Origin of the sequence: Bacillus sp. TH19, from assembly GCF_016651075.1 — a bacterium.
Lineage (GTDB): Bacteria > Bacillota > Bacilli > Bacillales > Bacillaceae_G > Bacillus_A > Bacillus_A mycoides.
The window spans coordinates 1,744,474-1,760,026 of the sequence record NZ_JAEKEO010000007.1; the positions used below are offsets into that span (position 1 = coordinate 1,744,474).

Annotated in this window: 19 protein-coding genes and 2 pseudogenes; 20 read left to right on the forward strand and 1 reads right to left on the reverse strand. The window is 35.7% G+C overall.

The window, feature by feature from the left end:
• Positions 1-17 precede the first annotated feature (17 nt).
• Entirely contained in the window at positions 18-500 is a 483-nt protein-coding gene (locus JFU54_RS12920; protein ID WP_201064611.1) for an ArpU family phage packaging/lysis transcriptional regulator, read from the forward strand.
• Positions 500-1,042, forward strand: a complete 543-nt coding sequence (locus tag JFU54_RS12925) for a site-specific integrase (RefSeq protein WP_201064614.1) — start codon at positions 500-502, stop codon at positions 1,040-1,042. The genes JFU54_RS12920 and JFU54_RS12925 overlap by 1 nt, the downstream gene beginning before the upstream one ends.
• A gap of 354 nt (positions 1,043-1,396) precedes the next feature.
• On the opposite strand, the gene JFU54_RS12930 is transcribed toward JFU54_RS12925, so the two are convergent.
• The gene (locus JFU54_RS12930) at positions 1,397-1,726 is read right to left on the reverse strand and encodes a WGxxGxxG family protein (protein WP_201064623.1); all 330 of its coding nucleotides are present in this window, start codon (positions 1,724-1,726) and stop codon (positions 1,397-1,399) included.
• Between the two features lie 346 nt (positions 1,727-2,072).
• Here JFU54_RS12930 and JFU54_RS12935 point away from each other — a divergent pair, with 346 nt between their 5' ends.
• The 18 genes and pseudogenes from JFU54_RS12935 to JFU54_RS13015 all read left to right on the forward strand — a co-directional run.
• Positions 2,073-2,588 carry a DUF3231 family protein gene (locus tag JFU54_RS12935; protein WP_000512143.1) on the forward strand — a complete coding sequence of 172 codons (516 nt, stop codon included), beginning with the start codon at positions 2,073-2,075 and terminating at the stop codon, positions 2,586-2,588.
• Between the two features lie 564 nt (positions 2,589-3,152).
• On the forward strand, positions 3,153-3,320 hold the full coding sequence (locus JFU54_RS12940) for a hypothetical protein (protein ID WP_201064625.1): 168 nt from the start codon (positions 3,153-3,155) through the stop codon (positions 3,318-3,320).
• Between the two features lie 56 nt (positions 3,321-3,376).
• Complete coding sequence (locus JFU54_RS12945; protein WP_016127471.1) at positions 3,377-3,640, forward strand: hypothetical protein; 264 nt, start codon at positions 3,377-3,379, stop codon at positions 3,638-3,640.
• A complete protein-coding gene (locus JFU54_RS12950; protein WP_016127470.1) occupies positions 3,627-3,962 on the forward strand; it encodes an HNH endonuclease in 336 nt (111 codons plus the stop codon). Before JFU54_RS12945 ends, JFU54_RS12950 begins: the two co-directional genes overlap by 14 nt.
• A 124-nt stretch (positions 3,963-4,086) precedes the next feature.
• Positions 4,087-4,398: a P27 family phage terminase small subunit gene (locus tag JFU54_RS12955; protein ID WP_002128755.1), complete on the forward strand. Its 312-nt coding sequence runs from the start codon at positions 4,087-4,089 to the stop codon at positions 4,396-4,398.
• Positions 4,395-6,062 carry a terminase TerL endonuclease subunit gene (locus tag JFU54_RS12960; protein WP_201064627.1) on the forward strand — a complete coding sequence of 556 codons (1,668 nt, stop codon included), beginning with the start codon at positions 4,395-4,397 and terminating at the stop codon, positions 6,060-6,062. The genes JFU54_RS12955 and JFU54_RS12960 overlap by 4 nt, the downstream gene beginning before the upstream one ends.
• 8 nt (positions 6,063-6,070) lie before the next feature.
• Positions 6,071-7,216, forward strand: a complete 1,146-nt coding sequence (locus JFU54_RS12965) for a phage portal protein (protein WP_201064630.1) — start codon at positions 6,071-6,073, stop codon at positions 7,214-7,216.
• Positions 7,216-7,959, forward strand: a complete 744-nt coding sequence (locus tag JFU54_RS12970) for a head maturation protease, ClpP-related (protein WP_201064633.1) — start codon at positions 7,216-7,218, stop codon at positions 7,957-7,959. The genes JFU54_RS12965 and JFU54_RS12970 overlap by 1 nt, the downstream gene beginning before the upstream one ends.
• Before the next feature lie 3 nt (positions 7,960-7,962).
• The gene (locus tag JFU54_RS12975) at positions 7,963-9,120 is read left to right on the forward strand and encodes a phage major capsid protein (protein ID WP_201064636.1); all 1,158 of its coding nucleotides are present in this window, start codon (positions 7,963-7,965) and stop codon (positions 9,118-9,120) included.
• Positions 9,121-9,125: 5 nt separating this feature from the next.
• The gene (locus JFU54_RS12980) at positions 9,126-9,425 is read left to right on the forward strand and encodes a hypothetical protein (RefSeq protein WP_201064639.1); all 300 of its coding nucleotides are present in this window, start codon (positions 9,126-9,128) and stop codon (positions 9,423-9,425) included.
• Between the two features lies 1 nt (position 9,426).
• The gene (locus JFU54_RS12985) at positions 9,427-9,777 is read left to right on the forward strand and encodes a phage head closure protein (RefSeq protein WP_201064642.1); all 351 of its coding nucleotides are present in this window, start codon (positions 9,427-9,429) and stop codon (positions 9,775-9,777) included.
• A 1-nt stretch (position 9,778) separates the two neighbouring features.
• Entirely contained in the window at positions 9,779-10,123 is a 345-nt protein-coding gene (locus JFU54_RS12990) for an HK97 gp10 family phage protein (protein WP_201064645.1), read from the forward strand.
• Positions 10,120-10,449, forward strand: coding sequence for a hypothetical protein (locus JFU54_RS12995; RefSeq protein WP_201064647.1), 330 nt, complete (start codon positions 10,120-10,122; stop codon positions 10,447-10,449). Before JFU54_RS12990 ends, JFU54_RS12995 begins: the two co-directional genes overlap by 4 nt.
• On the forward strand, positions 10,450-11,046 hold the full coding sequence (locus JFU54_RS13000) for a major tail protein (protein ID WP_201064649.1): 597 nt from the start codon (positions 10,450-10,452) through the stop codon (positions 11,044-11,046).
• Between the two features lie 6 nt (positions 11,047-11,052).
• Positions 11,053-11,415 carry a hypothetical protein gene (locus JFU54_RS13005; RefSeq protein WP_201064651.1) on the forward strand — a complete coding sequence of 121 codons (363 nt, stop codon included), beginning with the start codon at positions 11,053-11,055 and terminating at the stop codon, positions 11,413-11,415.
• A gap of 53 nt (positions 11,416-11,468) precedes the next feature.
• Positions 11,469-11,630: a hypothetical protein gene (locus JFU54_RS29440; RefSeq protein ID WP_075313545.1), complete on the forward strand. Its 162-nt coding sequence runs from the start codon at positions 11,469-11,471 to the stop codon at positions 11,628-11,630.
• 16 nt (positions 11,631-11,646) lie between these two features.
• Positions 11,647-12,873: pseudogene (locus JFU54_RS13010) on the forward strand (DUF2207 domain-containing protein); the annotation flags it as partial.
• A gap of 258 nt (positions 12,874-13,131) precedes the next feature.
• Positions 13,132-15,513 (forward strand): annotated as a pseudogene (locus JFU54_RS13015) (phage tail tape measure protein); the annotation flags it as partial.
• Positions 15,514-15,553 lie beyond the last annotated feature (40 nt).

Below are 15,553 nucleotides of genomic sequence, written 5' to 3' on the forward strand. Positions count from 1 at the left end.
AAAAGGGGTGGTCTTATATGACTAAACAATTATCTTTCTTACCAAAAATCGATAGAACGGCAACACAAGAGGAATTAGAAGGCGTGTTGGAAAGTGTACGTATACATAGACAATTTGGGATGATGCGTAAAGAAATGAAAGTCACTCCTTCTTATGAAATGCGCGAGCACGGTCCTACACATGCAGTTGGTAAGTCATTAGAAGATGTTGCCATAGCGAATATTCAACAAAGTAAACGTGAAGAATGGCTCGAAAGAATGTCATTACGTATTGATCAATTTCTAAATCGATTAGGAAACGGACGTGCAGGAAGTATCCAAAGGGATATTATTTGTAAACGTTATTTAGAAGAAGAGGATGTATGTGATTACATGGTTTATAACGAAATCGGAATGTCAGAGCGTACTTACCGCCGTTGGAAGTCTAAAGCATTTTATAAACTAGCTTTTGCACTTGGATTAGAAGTTTACGAGACAGAAGAGACTGGAGGTAATGAATAATGAATTTTGTTCAACCAATACGTAATCTAGAGCAAATACAACAGATAAAAGAATATTTGAAAGAAAAGAGTGACCGTAATTATATCTTATTCGTGATGGGAATTAATACAGGGTTACGTATAAGTGATATTTTAAAACTAAAGGTTGGAGATTTAAAAAGCAGCCACATCTCAATGCGTGAAATGAAGACAGGTAAGCAGAAGCGTATACAGATTACAACAGCACTAAAGAGAGAGCTTAAATGGTTCAATGAAAATAGAGAAGATGATGAGTACCTATTAAAAAGTAGACAAGGGAAGAATCGTCCGATTGGTCGCAGTATGGCATATAAGATATTAAGTGGAGCTGCAGCAGAGTTTGGATTAGATGAGATAGGGACGCATACTTTGAGAAAGACGTATGGGTATCACATGTACATGCAAACCAAAAACATAGCATTACTTATGGAGATATTCAATCACTCGTCAGAGAAGGTCACGTTACGTTATATAGGTGTAAATCAAGATGCAATGGATAAAGCAATGAGTAGATTTAAAATCTAAGCATTGTTTTTTCTTTTTAATCTATACAGTTACGCATAATTTTCTTACTGTGTAACTCAAAAGAGAAAGTGTTATAAAACTATGAATAGCAAGGGCTGTAGCGTTTGACTCAGTTACACAGAATATAAGATATGGGTAAGTGAAGAAAAGGCATAAAAAAGGAGCGTAGTTCGTCAAATAGATGTAATGCTCTATTACTATTAAGTTAAGAAATTCATTGTTTCCGATTAATTGCATCTGTTTATTGTGATTCTTATTGATTGTAAAAAATAAAAAATTGCCTTATTAAAGGCGATTCATCTTGTATTCTTTTGATAAATAAATATCTTTTAAAATTAAATACAATGTTCTACATTAACGCGTTTCTGGATCTTTGTCTTTTTTTCTAAGACCAAATAATCCTAGTAGTCCCAATAAACCAAGCCAAGTCCAATTATTATTTTTATTACGATTATCATTTAAATCATTTGTCGTATTTACATTTCGAGTTCTCACATCATTATTAACTCTATTCATGTTATAGTCATTAACTCTATTCGTGTTATAGTCATTAACTCGAGTTGTAGTATTATTATTGATAACTCTACTCGTATTAGATCCATCGTATTCAGCATGGACGCTTGTACCAAAAACTGTAATAGTTAGTAATAGGGCACCTAAAATAGATGAAAGTTTTTTCTTCATGGTTTTCCCTCCTTTCGTATTTAGTAATGTCTCCAGTTCCTTTAGACAATATTCGGTTGAAAATATATAAAACCATTTGAATTCAAATTATGATAAATATCTTTAATTTTTATTATTAAAAGTACTTAATAATAATGGATTAAGTTAATTGAAATGTATTTATTCTTTATAAGCATAAATTTTTGGTAACGGTACATTCTATGAGAGGTAATTACTATATTTGGGTAAGGTGTTCCTTATGAGTTATAAGAACTTATTTTCTTTAATCAAGAACATGATTGGGAAAATTTTTTCTATAGTAAGTATTGTTGCTAAAAGTCTAATTTCTTTAAGGAGGAATATTTTTATGGGTATTTTAAGTGGAAATCCACAAAATGAACCAATGCACTACGGAGAAGTCTTTGGGATTTGGAGTTACCTTGCAGCGGCACAAGGCGCAATTGCTGGATATCAAGTTCTTATTAACCACACAGGAGACGAGGATTTAAAGAAATTTTTAGAAAACCTTGTAGAGAATGATATTCAATCAGAAGTTGAAGAATTAAAAAATATATTAAAATTGAATGGTGTTGCATTACCACCAGCACCTCCAGAAAGACCAGTTGCATCTATTGAAACGATTCCTCCTGGTGCTCGTATTAATGATGCGGAAATTGCAGCTAAAGTTTCTATGGATCTTGCTGCTGGGTTAGTAGCATGTAGTCAAGCTATGGGACAATCTCTTCGAGAAGATGTTGGAATGATGTTTGGTCAATTTCATATGAAAAAAGCACAAGCTGGAGCTATATTACTTCGTCTGAATAAGAAAAAAGGTTGGATTATTCCACCTCCATTACATGTTCTACAATCAGATCAAGCATAATAACTAAATGAAAATTCAATCTATTCTTTGTGGCTGTTGCAGTGAGGTAGTCTAGGAAAATAAAGGTTATTAACGAATTAAAATAAGTGGCAGAGTCATGACCGCTTTTTGGCAGTATATGTGCCGGTTATTTTGGAATTAACGTGTTATATTTGTATTGTGAGTAGTGGCGGAAAACATTTCTCACAAAATTCCTGATAAATGAAAATGGATCGTCATGACCGGTGGCGATGGTTGCAGATTGGATGACTAGTTGTTTCTTGATTCCACATTAAATTGCAATTTACGTTGTGTAAACGGAGAAGGGCTTTTGCTCTTCTTCCAGTTACTTAATATTGTGGGAGCGAATGAATGTAACGGTATTAAGTGATTGGAACAAGAATAAATACCGTATTTATATAGTAATAACAAAAGATTTTGACGAAAGGGCAACTGGTGCACGGTTGCTCTTTCATTATGCAAAAATTGCATGAGTAGTGTGAGGATTGAAAGAATAGTATATTATCCTTCTCAATGTACATATTAAGTAAAGTATTTAATATCATACATAAAAGGCGGGGTAATATGAGTGAAAATAAGAAAAATGAAGAATTGAATAAGGTGAAGAAGTATTATTTTAATGAGGATAATCAGCCAGTAGCTGGCATAGAGTTAACCTTGCCGTCTGATATAGGAAGCATGTTAGACCCGAAATCAGATGATGATGAAAGTAGAGAAAGTAATAATGAATAAGTTTAATCTAAGCATCCATTCGGGTGCTTTTTATTTTGGTTAAGGAGTGAGGGTAATTGGATAGCGTTTTAAACGATAGGATTGCTGCACTTGGTCTTATACCCATTGATAAGAAAGCATACATCAAATACCTTAAGCCTAATGAGAAGGCGTACAAGAAGGTTGGGATTGATGTTAATCGATTTAAGTATTATAAACTGTATGAACAGAAGCCAATGTTTTACTCTGTAGAATATCTCATGCAAACACCAATAAAAGATTTATTGGAAAGAGATAGAGGGAATCAAACACGCTGGGTAAAGACAGATGAAAGAATATAAAACCAAACAACAGAAGCGTAAGTTCTATGACAGTAGTGATTGGAAGAGTACACGTGAACAAGTAAAGAAGCGTGACAACTACGAATGCCAGGAATGTAAACGAAACGGTCGAGTACAAACGGATACCAATGAGTACAGTGAGAGTGCAAAGCGTAAGAAGATACAGTTAGTTGTCCATCATAAAAAAGAACTTGAACATCATCCAGAACTTGCATTAGAAATCGACAATCTCGAAACAGTATGTGTGGATTGCCATAATAAAGAACACGGTAGAATATTCAAAAAGAAACAGAACAAATGGGAACACGATGAAAAGTGGTAAAAATGATTCAGTAATAACACCCCCCCTTAAAATATTTCATCAAAAAATGCTCTAAGGGGCACCGGAGGAGGGGGTTAACTGTCAGGTTTTTTTCGAAAATACGCACGTAAGGGGGGGTGGGTAGATGGCTGTTAGTATTGTAAGGTTAAAGGAACAGCTTATGAATAGTATTGATACGACAGATTTAGTTGAAGTTGAAAAGGTAGAACGCTATATTGATCTAGTTAAAGCATTTCGAAAAATTAATAAAACGATAACTAAAGAAGGGGAATCCGTAACAATTAAAAATGGGACTCAAGTTTTCGTTAAGGCCCACCCTCTTATAAGTGAGAGGAATAAAATTAACAGTTCTTTAATTGCATTAGGGAGAGATATAAAGTTTGTTGTTAAGAATACTATCCCTAATACAGGTTATAGCAAAAGTGATCTTACATGATTAAGCAAAAGTATGTGGAAGAATATATTGAACTTTATCGAAGTGGGAAAGTAAAGTTCAATAAAGAAAGAGAACTGTTAATTGAATATCTAGAAAAACATGTTTTAAACAGAGACGATTTGTATTTTGATGATGAAATGATTGAGGATTGTATAAACTTCGGTGAGAAGTGGTATTTTCCATTGCAGTCATTTCAAAAATTCTTAATAGCATTCGTCTTTTTATTTTATAAGAAAAATGGACGTGTATTTTATCGTAAATTCCTGTGGATGTTAGGACGTGGCGGCGGTAAAAACGGTCTGATTTCTGTTATTATTCACTTTTTAATTAGTGAATTGCATGGCATTCCAGAGTATAACATTTCAGTTGTAGCGAATAGTGAAGAACAAGCAAAAACAAGCCCTGACGAAGTTCATAAATGTGTGAAGAAGAATGAGGTCTTGAAAAGAGCCTTTAAAACGACGTTAACTCAAACAGTTTCAAAGGCTACTGAAAGTGTACTGAAGTTTAGGACTTCAAATGGAGATACAAAAGATGGTTTGCGTGATGGTGCGGTTGTATTTGATGAAATACATCAATACGAAAGCAATAAAGATGTCCGTGTTCATATCAGTGGTTTAGGGAAAAAGAAAAACCCACGTGAATTTTACATTGGTACAGATGGATATGTTCGTGACGGTTTCTTAGATAAGCAAAAAGAAAAGGCAATGAAGGTACTAAACGGCGAAGCACGTCCGAATGCTGTCTTTCCTTTTATTTGTAAATTAAATGATGAAACTGAAGTAGGTGATCTTGATAATTGGGAGCTTGCGAATCCCATGTTATCTAAGCCTTTAAGTGAGTATGCTGAGGGATTACTTGAAACGATAAAGGAAGAATATGAAGATTTAGAGGATGATCCAAGCAACCGAGAAGAGTTCATGACAAAGCGTATGAACTTACCTGTTACAAACTTAGAACGTTCCGTTGCAAAATGGTCAGAAATTCTTGCTACAAATCGACCGTTTCCAGATTTACATGGTCAAGAATGTATTGGGTCGTTAGACTTTGCAAGTATTCGAGATTTCGCGGCGTGTGGTCTTTTATTTAGACAAACTGGTCAGTATATCTTTAAAACTCATTCCTTTGTCCGAAAAGAATTTGTTGATATCTACTATGGATATTCTAAAAAAGCAGGTGAGTTCAAAAAACAGAAGTTTGCGCCAATAAAAGAATGGGAAGAACAAGGCTTACTAACTGTTGTGGACGAGCCTACTATCAATCCTCAACACATTGTTGATTGGTTTGTAAAAATGCGTGAACAATATGGTATTAAGAAAATCATAGCTGATAACTTCCGAATGGAAGCGATAAGACCTTTATTAGTAGCTGAAGGATTTGAAATAGAAGTTATAAGAAACCCTAAGGCAATTCATAGTTTATTAGCGCCACGGATTGAAATGGCATTTGCAAATGAGCAGATTGTTTTCGGTGACAACCCTCTTATGCGTTGGTATACACAGAATGTATTGGTTGTGATTAAAGGTGACGGGAACAAAATATATGAAAAGAAAGAGCCGGTGCGAAGAAAAACTGACGGATTCCAAAGTTTTGTTCACGCTCTCTATAGAGCTGATGAAATACAAGAAGTAACTGACTTCATTATAGGTGATATTAAATTCTAATAAAGAGGGTGATAGCCATTGGGTGGTTAGGTTCAGTATTTAAAAGAAATAAAGAATTAGAATTTATGGTGGATCTGGGCATAGTTGCTGATACAGCAAACAGGGTTCATATGAAACGATTAGCAATTGATACATGCGTGTCATTTTTAGGAAGGACGATTAGTCAATCTGAATTCAGAGTAAGACAGGGTAAAGAATTTGAGAAGAATGAACTTTATTATCGATTAAACGTTAGACCGAACAAGAATATGACCGCAAGTACCTTTTGGGAAAGGTTTATTCGCAAACTTATTTATGATAATGAGTGTTTAGTTATACAAGCGGATGATGGTGATTTACTAATTGCAGATGGATTTCAGCACAATGAATACGCTGTGTTTGAGGATACTTTTACCGATGTAATAGTAAAAGATTATACGTTTAAGAGAAGTTTTAGGCAAAGTGAAGTAATTCACTTAAAGTATCGAAATGATAAATTATCTCCACTTATTGATGGTTTATTTGCAGATTACGGGGACTTATTTGGTAGAATACTAAGCTCTCAAAAACGTAAAAATCAAGTTCGTGGAACAGTTGATATGGATATGACAGGTGCCAAGACGGAAGAGAACATAGCGAAATTACAAAAGTTTATTGATGATATGTATCAAGCGTTTGGTAATAAGGATATTGCTATTGTTCCACAACAAAAGGGCTTTAATTATAACGAAATATACAATGGTGTTGCGAATGGCCCAAGTGTGGAAGAAATCAATAAAGTAACAAATGGTTTCTTAAATCAAGTAGCTATGACAATTGGTATTCCAACAGCTTTGATATATGGCGAGATGGCTGATGTAGAGAAGCAAACGAAAAACTATATGCTTTTCACAGTACGGCCATTATTAAAAAAATTATCTGATGAAGCGAATGTTAAATTCTTTGAAATGAATGAGTATCTTTTAGGGAAAAAGATTGAGGTTAAAGCAGTTTCTTATCAAAGTATATTTGATCTTGCAACAAGTATTGATAAGCTCATTTCTTCAAGTGCATTTACAGGAAATGAGATTAGATCAGAAGTAGATTATGAAAATTCGGATGATCCGAACTTAAATATTCATCATATTACGAAGAACTATACGAAACTAAATGAATCTGAAGGAGGTGAGAAATGATGGAACATGTGAATATGAATAAGCTTTTAAATTTAAAACGAGATATTCGTTTTGAAGCTAAAGGAGAAAATGAGTGTAAATTAACTGTTTATGGGTCAATTGGTGGATGGTTTAGCGAAAATAATGCTGAAGCAGTAAGAAGAAAAATTCAAGATGTTAAAGTAGAAAAAATTCACGTTCATATTAATTCGGGTGGAGGTTCCGCATTTGATGGTGTAGCAATTTGTAATCAGTTAAAGCAGCATAATGCTGAAATTATTGTTCATATTGATGGTTGGGCAGCTAGTGCCGCATCTGTAATTGCAATGGCAGGTGATAAAATCATTATGCCTAGTAATACTATGATGATGATTCATCAAGCGAGTACCTTTGAATATGGAAATGCAGACCTATTTGAAAAAACAGCACGAGATTTACGAAAGATTGATTCAGCTTTAGCGGCATCTTATAAGAAACGTTTTGTTGGAACAGATGAAGAATTAAAGCAACTATTAAAAGATGAAACTTGGCTAACAGCAGAGGAAGCAGTTGCTCTTGGTTTAGCTGATGAAATTGCTGATGAAATCGAAATAGATGATACGCAAGAAGAGGAAGAAGAGGAAGTTGTAGAAAATTTTAAAGAAGATTTAGTAGCTAAGTATACGAAACAGCCAAATATTCAAAAACCAAAAGAGCCTATTCAAGAGCCTGTTAATACAAAACAGAATCTGAGTACGCTCTTTTTAACTTTAGGAGGAAAATAAAATATGGTTATCAAGTTTAATAGTTTTGAAGAGAAGAAACTAGCATTTGCGAAAGCGACACAGGAAGGAACACCAGAGGAACAGTCAGTAGCATTAAATTCTATGATTGAAGCACTTGCTACAGATGTTCGCTCAGATATCTTGAATCAAGTCAATGAATCTATTGTAGACCGTTCTATTATGCAGTCTCGTGGTTCTAATGTATTAACCAGTGAGGAAATGAAATTCTTCAATGCAGTAGTTCAAGATGGTGGCTTTAAAGATACTGAAACATTACCTAAGACAACACAAGAACGAATTTTTGATGATTTAGTTCAAGGTCATCCGTTGTTAGAACATATAGGATTAGAAAACTTAGGTGCTGTGACAGAATTTATCTATGGAGATCCAGAAGGTGCAGCTGTATGGGGACCATTATTCGGTGATATTAAAGGGCAGCTAAATGCTACATTCCGGAAAGAGTCTATCTCTCAACTTAAATTAACGGCATTTATCCCATTGGCAAATGACATGCTTAAACTGGGGCCAGTGTGGGTGGAACGCTATGTTCGTACAATGATTTCAGAAGCTATGTCTGTAGGTTTAGAACGTGGATTCGTAATTGGTACAGGTAAAGATGAACCTATTGGATTGTTAAAAGATCCAAGTGGAAGTGTTGTTGGAGGAGTATATCCAGATAAAAAAACAGCAGGGACTTTAACGTTTGAACCAGGTCGCAAAACAATCAATGAATTAAAAGGCGTGGTTAAATTACTGGCTAAAAAGCTAAATCCTGATGGTAAAACTGATGCAGACAGACCAAAAAATATTGCTGGGAAAGTAGTTATGGTAACAAATCCGTTTGATACTTTTGATATCCAAGCAAATGCAACAATTCAAAATGCGGCTGGAGCGTATGTGACAAGCTTACCTTTCAATCCAACTCCTACAGAATCTGTGTTTGTACCTCAAGGTAAGGTCCTGTTTTTTGTTAAAGGAGAGTATATTGCAGCGATGGGTGGAACGGAACCAATTAAAAAATATGAAGAAACATTAGCATTAGAGGATGCAACGCTTTATATCGCTAAGCAATTCGCTACAGGTAAGCCAAAGGATAAATATACATCACAAGTTTACACGTTAAAACTTGAAGAAGCACCAACTCCACCAGCTCAAGGGTGATGTGAATGGAAACAGTAATTTCTAATGAAATATTGCAGGAATTCAAAGATAGGATGCACTTAGGTGATGATGAAGATGATAACCTAAAGCGCATCCTATCTACGTCTAATAAAGCTTTATTAAGAATTTGTGGGGATTATGATATTAACAATGACGAGGCTGAAGAGTTCAAGGAATTAGTCTTTGAACGTTCTCGTTATGTTTATAATGATGCTCTTGAGTATTTTGACCAGAATTTTTTAAGTCAGATTAATAGTTTGGGCATTGATAAAGCATTAGAAGAAATTAAACTGGACGGTGATTAAGATGCGTCCTTTTCAGTACAAAAAACCTTTAAATACAGGTGATTTTAGAAATCGAATTAGCATTGAACAACCTGTAGTAATAAAAGATGAATTGAACCAAGTAATCGAAATATCTTGGCAGGAATTAAAAAAAGCGTGGGCAATGATAAAAACGGTGAAAGGGTCTGAGTATATCGAAGCTTCAGCTTCACAAGCTACTCGAATTTATCGATTTGTAATCCCTTATACATCGGATGTTACAGAAGAAATGCGGATTAAAATGAATGATCGTATCTTTGACATTATCGAACCGCCAATGAATGATGATGAAATGTATCAAACTTTGACTATAATCGCAAAGGAGCATACTTAATATGAATGATTTTGCGAGTGATCTTGCTAGAGAATTACAAAGATATGCAAATGTTATGGAAGAAGAATTACTGACAGCACAAGAAGAAGTAGCTGATGTTGCTGTCAGTAAATTAAAGCAAAATAGTCCTAAAAAAACAGGTGCTTATCGTAAAGGATGGCGTAAGAAAAAAGAAGGTAATGGTGTTGTCCTTCATAATACGCAAGGACAATTAACGCATCTTTTAGAAAAGGGACATGCGAAAGTCGGTGGTGGTCGAGTTCCAGCACAAGTTCATATTCGTCCAGTTGAAGAGTATGTAATTGATGAATTGCCAAAACGTATCGAAAGGGCGGTTCAACAATGACATTAGGAGAACTAACAAAAATTCTTGAAGCTACAGGTTATCCTGTGGCTTATTCGCATTTCACAGCTACACCAGGTAATCCAGTTCCAGCACCACCTTATATTTGTTTTCTTGTGGACGGATCAGCAAATTTAATGGCTGATAACAAGGTCTATCACAAGATAAACGATTTAAATATTGAGCTTTATACAACTAGGAAAGATTTAGTTGCAGAAGCCAAACTTGAAAAAGTCCTAGACGATCATGAGATTCCTTATGAATCGTATGGGACTTTTATTGAATCTGAAAAAATGCATCAAAAAAATTATGAAACGAGGTTGATGTAGGTGAATAAAGAAAATAAAGTTACGTTTGGTCTGAAGAATGTACATTATGTTCCATTCGATACTCAAGATTTTTTAGTGAAATTTGGCACACCGATTCCATTACCAGGTGGGGTTGAACTAACTTTTGAGCCACGCGGTGATTTAATTGAATTTTATGCTGATGACATGCTTTATTATGCGGCAAGTAATAACCAAGGTTACGATGGAACGTTATCTATCGCGACTATTCCGGAGCAATTTGCTATCGATGCATTAGGAGAACAATTAGATGAAACAGACGGTGTGTTAAATGAATTGGCTGATGCTAAAGGGAAATCATTTGCGTTATTATTTGAATTCGATGGTGATGTGAACGCGACTCGACATGTTATGTATAACTGTGCAGCAAGTCGTCCGACAATCGCATCTAAAACAAAAACAAATTCAGCTGAACCAAATACAAACGAATTGAAGTTTGTATCTAGTCCAATTGTTTTAGTACCTGGTGGAAGACCAATGGTTAAAACAAAAACAACTTCTAAAACAACTCAAACGATTTACGATAACTGGTACAAAGAAGTGTACGTTAAAAAAACAGCAGCACCAAAAGGAGCGTAATAGTAAATGGAAAAGACAATTACAATAGACGGAAAACAAGTCAGATTAAAAAGTACAGCAGCCACAGTTAAACGATATAAAGCACAATTTAGACGTAATTTATTTGCAGATATGATGGGGTTAGGAGCAATTAACGCTTTAACTTCACCAAATGGATCAGAACAACCTATTAATATGTCTAATGTTGATATAAGCAAAGTGGACTTTGAACTTATTTATGACTTGACTTGGTTATTCGCTAAAACGGCTGATTCAAGTATTCCTGATCCTATGACGTGGCTGGATGAATTTGAAGAATTCCCAATTGAAGAAATCATGCCAGAAATAATGGAACTAGTTCAAGTCACTATGGGAGCAAAAAAAAAATAACAGGAAATGATGAAAAGCAAGGGACATTCAGTGATGAAGAATTAACCACTGATTTGTTCCTTGCTCTTTGTTATAAAGCAAAATTAACGCATTGGGATTTAGAAACCATGACAATCGGTGATTGTTTTGATTACATCGCTGAGTTTGCTGAAATGGAGAACCCAGACAAAGAAAAAGTTAGAAAAGCAAATCAAAAAGACTTTGATTCATTCTAAGAAATGAGGTGAGAAAATGGCCGGAAGAATTAAAGGGATTACGATAGAAATCGGCGGGAATACTCAACCGTTACAAAATGCTTTAAAAGATGTAAATAAACAAAGTGACGCTTTGGCTAAAGAATTAAAAGATGTTGAGCGCCTTTTAAAATTTGATCCAGGTAACGTGGAAGCTTTGGCTCAAAAACAAAAGTTACTTACACAACAAATTGAAAATACAACACAAAAGCTAGATAAATTGAAGGCAGCGGAACAACAAGTACAAGCTCAATTTCAAAACGGTAAAATTTCTGAAGAACAATATCGTGCATTCAGACGTGAAATTGAATTTACAGAAGGGTCACTTAATGGTCTTAAAAATAAACTAGGAAACATGAAAGCTGAGCAAGAGAATGTAGCGAGTTCCACAAGGCAATTAGAAACATTGTTTAGAGCTACGGGAAAAAGCGTTGATGATTTTGCAGGAGCATTAGGAAATCGTCTTGTGAATGCAATTAAAAGCGGAACAGCTACAAGTCGCCAATTAGAACAAGCGATTGGGATTATTGGTCGTGAAGCATTAGGAACTGAAGCGGATATTGAAAAATTACAACGTGCCCTTCGATCTGTGGATGCTGGGAATTCAATTCAACAAGTACGAAATGAATTACGAGATTTACAACAAGAAGCCCAAAGGACGCAAAGAGAATTTAAAGAGTTAGATATTGGTTTAGAAAACGTTCTTGGAGCAATGGTAGCTGGTGGTGGAATTGCCGGGACAATCGAAAAAGCACTTGATATGTCTAAGTTAAAAACAAAGATTGATATTACTTTTGATGTACCTGAGTCCTCCAAAAAGTCAGTAGAAGAAGCTATTAGAGGTGTTACTACTTATGGAGTTGATGCTGAAGCATCTTTAGAGGGCGTGCGCAGGCAATGGGCTTTAAATAAAAATATTAGCGATGAAGCTAACGCATCTATAGTAAGAGGGGCAGCGGTAATTGCAACATCTTATGAAGGTATAGATTTTACAGAGTTAATACAAGAAACATATGAAATAGGAAATGAATTAGGGATAACTCAAGATAGTGCCCTTGGTATGGTTGATGCGTTGTTAAAAATGGGATTTCCGCCAGAGCAACTAGATATTATTGCCGAATACGGAAGTCAGCTGACTCGTGCAGGTTTTAAAGCTGAAGAAGTCCAAGCAATTATGGAAGCAGGCGTTGAAACAGGTACTTGGAATATTGACAACCTATTGGATAAACAATTGTCCCTATGAGTGGTGACATTCATAGCAAACTCCTCTAATTCGGTGAAACTCTCACATAAGAGACAATACCGAGCCAATCCTATAAATAGGAAGTGTGTAACGACTAGTCGAAAGACGTAGGGTGTAAGCAAATGACATCCGAAACGGGGAGCATCTTATATAAGATGATGATATAGTCTGGTCTTACTGGTGACAGTAAGCAGTCCTTAGAGGACGGGTGAAGTGTTGCGAACTTCACTGAACATTACGGGTCTAAAAGAAGGACGGGTTCAATTAACTGAATTTGCACAAGGGGCGGATAAGGCATTAAAAGAAGCGCTTAGTGGTTCTGGGATTGCCGCAGAGCAAATAGAAAAGTGGGGAGCATCTGTCGCTAAAGGCGGAAGTGAAGGCTCAAAAGCTATGGTAGAAGTAGCTAAAGCGATTGAAGGGATAGAAGACCCGATAAAAAGAAATCAAGTAGGGGTTAAAGTTCTAGCAACGATGTTTGAAGATCAAGGACAAAATATTACCAATACTTTGATAAGTGCTTCAGAAAAAACCGTAGACTTTCAGAAGAATCAGGATAAATTAAATGAATCTATTAAAAAAATGGATGCAAGTCCAGCTGTAAAATTCCAAAAAGCTATGCAAGATTTACAAGTTGCTCTTCAGCCGGTACTTGGAGTTGTAGCCGATCTTATTTCTAAATTTGCTGAATGGATTTCTAATAATCCAGAATTGGCAGCGACATTAGCAGCCGTAGCAACAGCCATTGGTATAATATCGGGGGCGATTATGGCACTTGCGCCAATAGTTGTAACGGTAATGAGTATATTTGGAATTGGTGCGGCTGCTGCAGCCGGGATAGTTGCCATTGTGCCGATTATCGTAGCAGCTATAGTCGCTCTAGGTTTTGCTATTTATAAAAACTGGGAAGATATCAAAAACTGGACAATAGAAACCTGGAATTCTATTAAGGAATATTTAGTAGGACTGTGGGATAGTATCGTTCAATCATCCAGTGAAGCGTGGAGTTCATTTTTAGAAATAATGCATGCATTTTTTGATCCTATTGGTCAATTTTTTAATGATTTATGGACAGGTATAGGTCAGGTATGTAGCGATGCATGGAATTCTATTGTTGAATTCTTTTCTGGGGCCTGGGCTTCATTCACTGAAATGATGCATAGTTTCTTCGATCCAATAGGCGAATTCTTTAGTAACTTATGGTCCGGAATTGTTGAAACGGCTTCTTCTTGGTGGACATCTTTAGTTACAATGGCTTCCGAATTGTGGGGCATGTTAACGCAAGCATGGCAAGACACTTGGAATACAATTGTTACTTTTTTAGACCCTATCATTTCATTGATTTCAACAGTTTTAGAAGCAGGTTGGTTACTAATTCAAGCCGGGGTGCAAATTGCTTGGGCGGCAATCAGTCAATATATTATTCAACCAATCCAAGAAGCTTACAATTGGGTAAGCGGACAAATTGGCGAGTTAGTTAACTGGCTTAGTAAGCAATGGGAAATAGCAAAGGCAGCAGCGCAAATCGGATGGGGTTTATTTAAACAATATATCATTCAACCAGTACAGGAAGTATGGAACTTGGTGAAAGAAAAATTTTCTGATTTGGTTTCTTGGCTTGGTTCACAGTGGGAAACAGCGAAATCTTATACACTAGCAGGCTGGAATTTAATAAAACAGTATGTTATTCAACCAGTTCAAGAATTGTGGAATACAACAAAACAAAAGCTCGGAGATTTAGCAAATTGGATATTAAGTAATTGGGAAACAATAAAATCTTATACACTTTCAGCCTGGAATTTGGTGAAACAATACGTAATTAATCCGGTCACTGAAACGTATAATCAAGCTAAACAAAAATTTACTGATTTATATAATTCAGCGAGAGAAAAATTTGATTCCGTGAAGAATGCTGCACAAGAAAAATTTGAAGCAGCGAAAAGATTTATTATGGATCCAATAAGGGATGCGGTTGATGGAGTTAAGGGATTCATTGATAAAATCAAAGGATTCTTTGAAAATTTGAAGTTGAAAATTCCTAAACCTGAAATGCCACCTCTTCCACATTTCAGCTTACAAACTAGTACGAAAAACGTTTTAGGAAAAGATATTACGTTTCCATCTGGACTCAATATAGATTGGCGTGCAAAAGGTGGTATCTTCACTAAACCTACTATCTTTGGAATGAATGGTGGAAACTTGCAAGGAGCAGGAGAAGCTGGAAAAGAAGCGGTTTTACCTTTGAATAAAAAGACACTTGGATCTATTGGTGAAGGTATTGCAAAAACTATGATCGGCACTACCGGTTCTATGGGTCAATTAATGGGTGATATGATTCGCATGATGGATAGTTCTATGAGCCAATTATCGGGATTGAAAACTGTTATGAGCGGTGTGTATGGCAGTATGGCAAATAGTAGACAAGCGATGACAAGCGGTGTATCCAATCAAGTATTCAATTACTCGTCTGGATCACCTGGCGGTGGAGCAATTCCAATGCTTGGTGGTGACTTGGTAGTTGAGGTTCCTGTTGTTATAGAGGGGCGAGATGTGGCACGTGGTACTTATCGATATACAACCGAGTATCAAGATAGAGAAACAAAGAGAAACTCAGCCTTTTAGGTTAGGGTTTCTTTTATTTTATAAAGAAACGAGGTGTTAA

Bases quoted from the DNA above. Each gene is read 5' to 3' on its own strand.
- JFU54_RS12920 (WP_201064611.1), top strand. From the start codon at position 18: ATGACTAAACAATTATCTTTCTTACCAAAAATCGATAGAACGGCAACA.
- JFU54_RS12925 (WP_201064614.1), top strand. From the start codon at position 500: ATGAATTTTGTTCAACCAATACGTAATCTAGAGCAAATACAACAGATA.
- JFU54_RS12930 (WP_201064623.1), bottom strand. From the start codon at position 1,726: ATGAAGAAAAAACTTTCATCTATTTTAGGTGCCCTATTACTAACTATT.
- JFU54_RS12935 (WP_000512143.1), top strand. From the start codon at position 2,073: ATGGGTATTTTAAGTGGAAATCCACAAAATGAACCAATGCACTACGGA.
- JFU54_RS12940 (WP_201064625.1), top strand. From the start codon at position 3,153: ATGAGTGAAAATAAGAAAAATGAAGAATTGAATAAGGTGAAGAAGTAT.
- JFU54_RS12950 (WP_016127470.1), top strand. From the start codon at position 3,627: ATGAAAGAATATAAAACCAAACAACAGAAGCGTAAGTTCTATGACAGT.
- JFU54_RS12955 (WP_002128755.1), top strand. From the start codon at position 4,087: ATGGCTGTTAGTATTGTAAGGTTAAAGGAACAGCTTATGAATAGTATT.
- JFU54_RS12960 (WP_201064627.1), top strand. From the start codon at position 4,395: ATGATTAAGCAAAAGTATGTGGAAGAATATATTGAACTTTATCGAAGT.
- JFU54_RS12970 (WP_201064633.1), top strand. From the start codon at position 7,216: ATGGAACATGTGAATATGAATAAGCTTTTAAATTTAAAACGAGATATT.
- JFU54_RS12975 (WP_201064636.1), top strand. From the start codon at position 7,963: ATGGTTATCAAGTTTAATAGTTTTGAAGAGAAGAAACTAGCATTTGCG.
- JFU54_RS12980 (WP_201064639.1), top strand. From the start codon at position 9,126: ATGGAAACAGTAATTTCTAATGAAATATTGCAGGAATTCAAAGATAGG.
- JFU54_RS12985 (WP_201064642.1), top strand. From the start codon at position 9,427: ATGCGTCCTTTTCAGTACAAAAAACCTTTAAATACAGGTGATTTTAGA.
- JFU54_RS12990 (WP_201064645.1), top strand. From the start codon at position 9,779: ATGAATGATTTTGCGAGTGATCTTGCTAGAGAATTACAAAGATATGCA.
- JFU54_RS12995 (WP_201064647.1), top strand. From the start codon at position 10,120: ATGACATTAGGAGAACTAACAAAAATTCTTGAAGCTACAGGTTATCCT.
- JFU54_RS13005 (WP_201064651.1), top strand. From the start codon at position 11,053: ATGGAAAAGACAATTACAATAGACGGAAAACAAGTCAGATTAAAAAGT.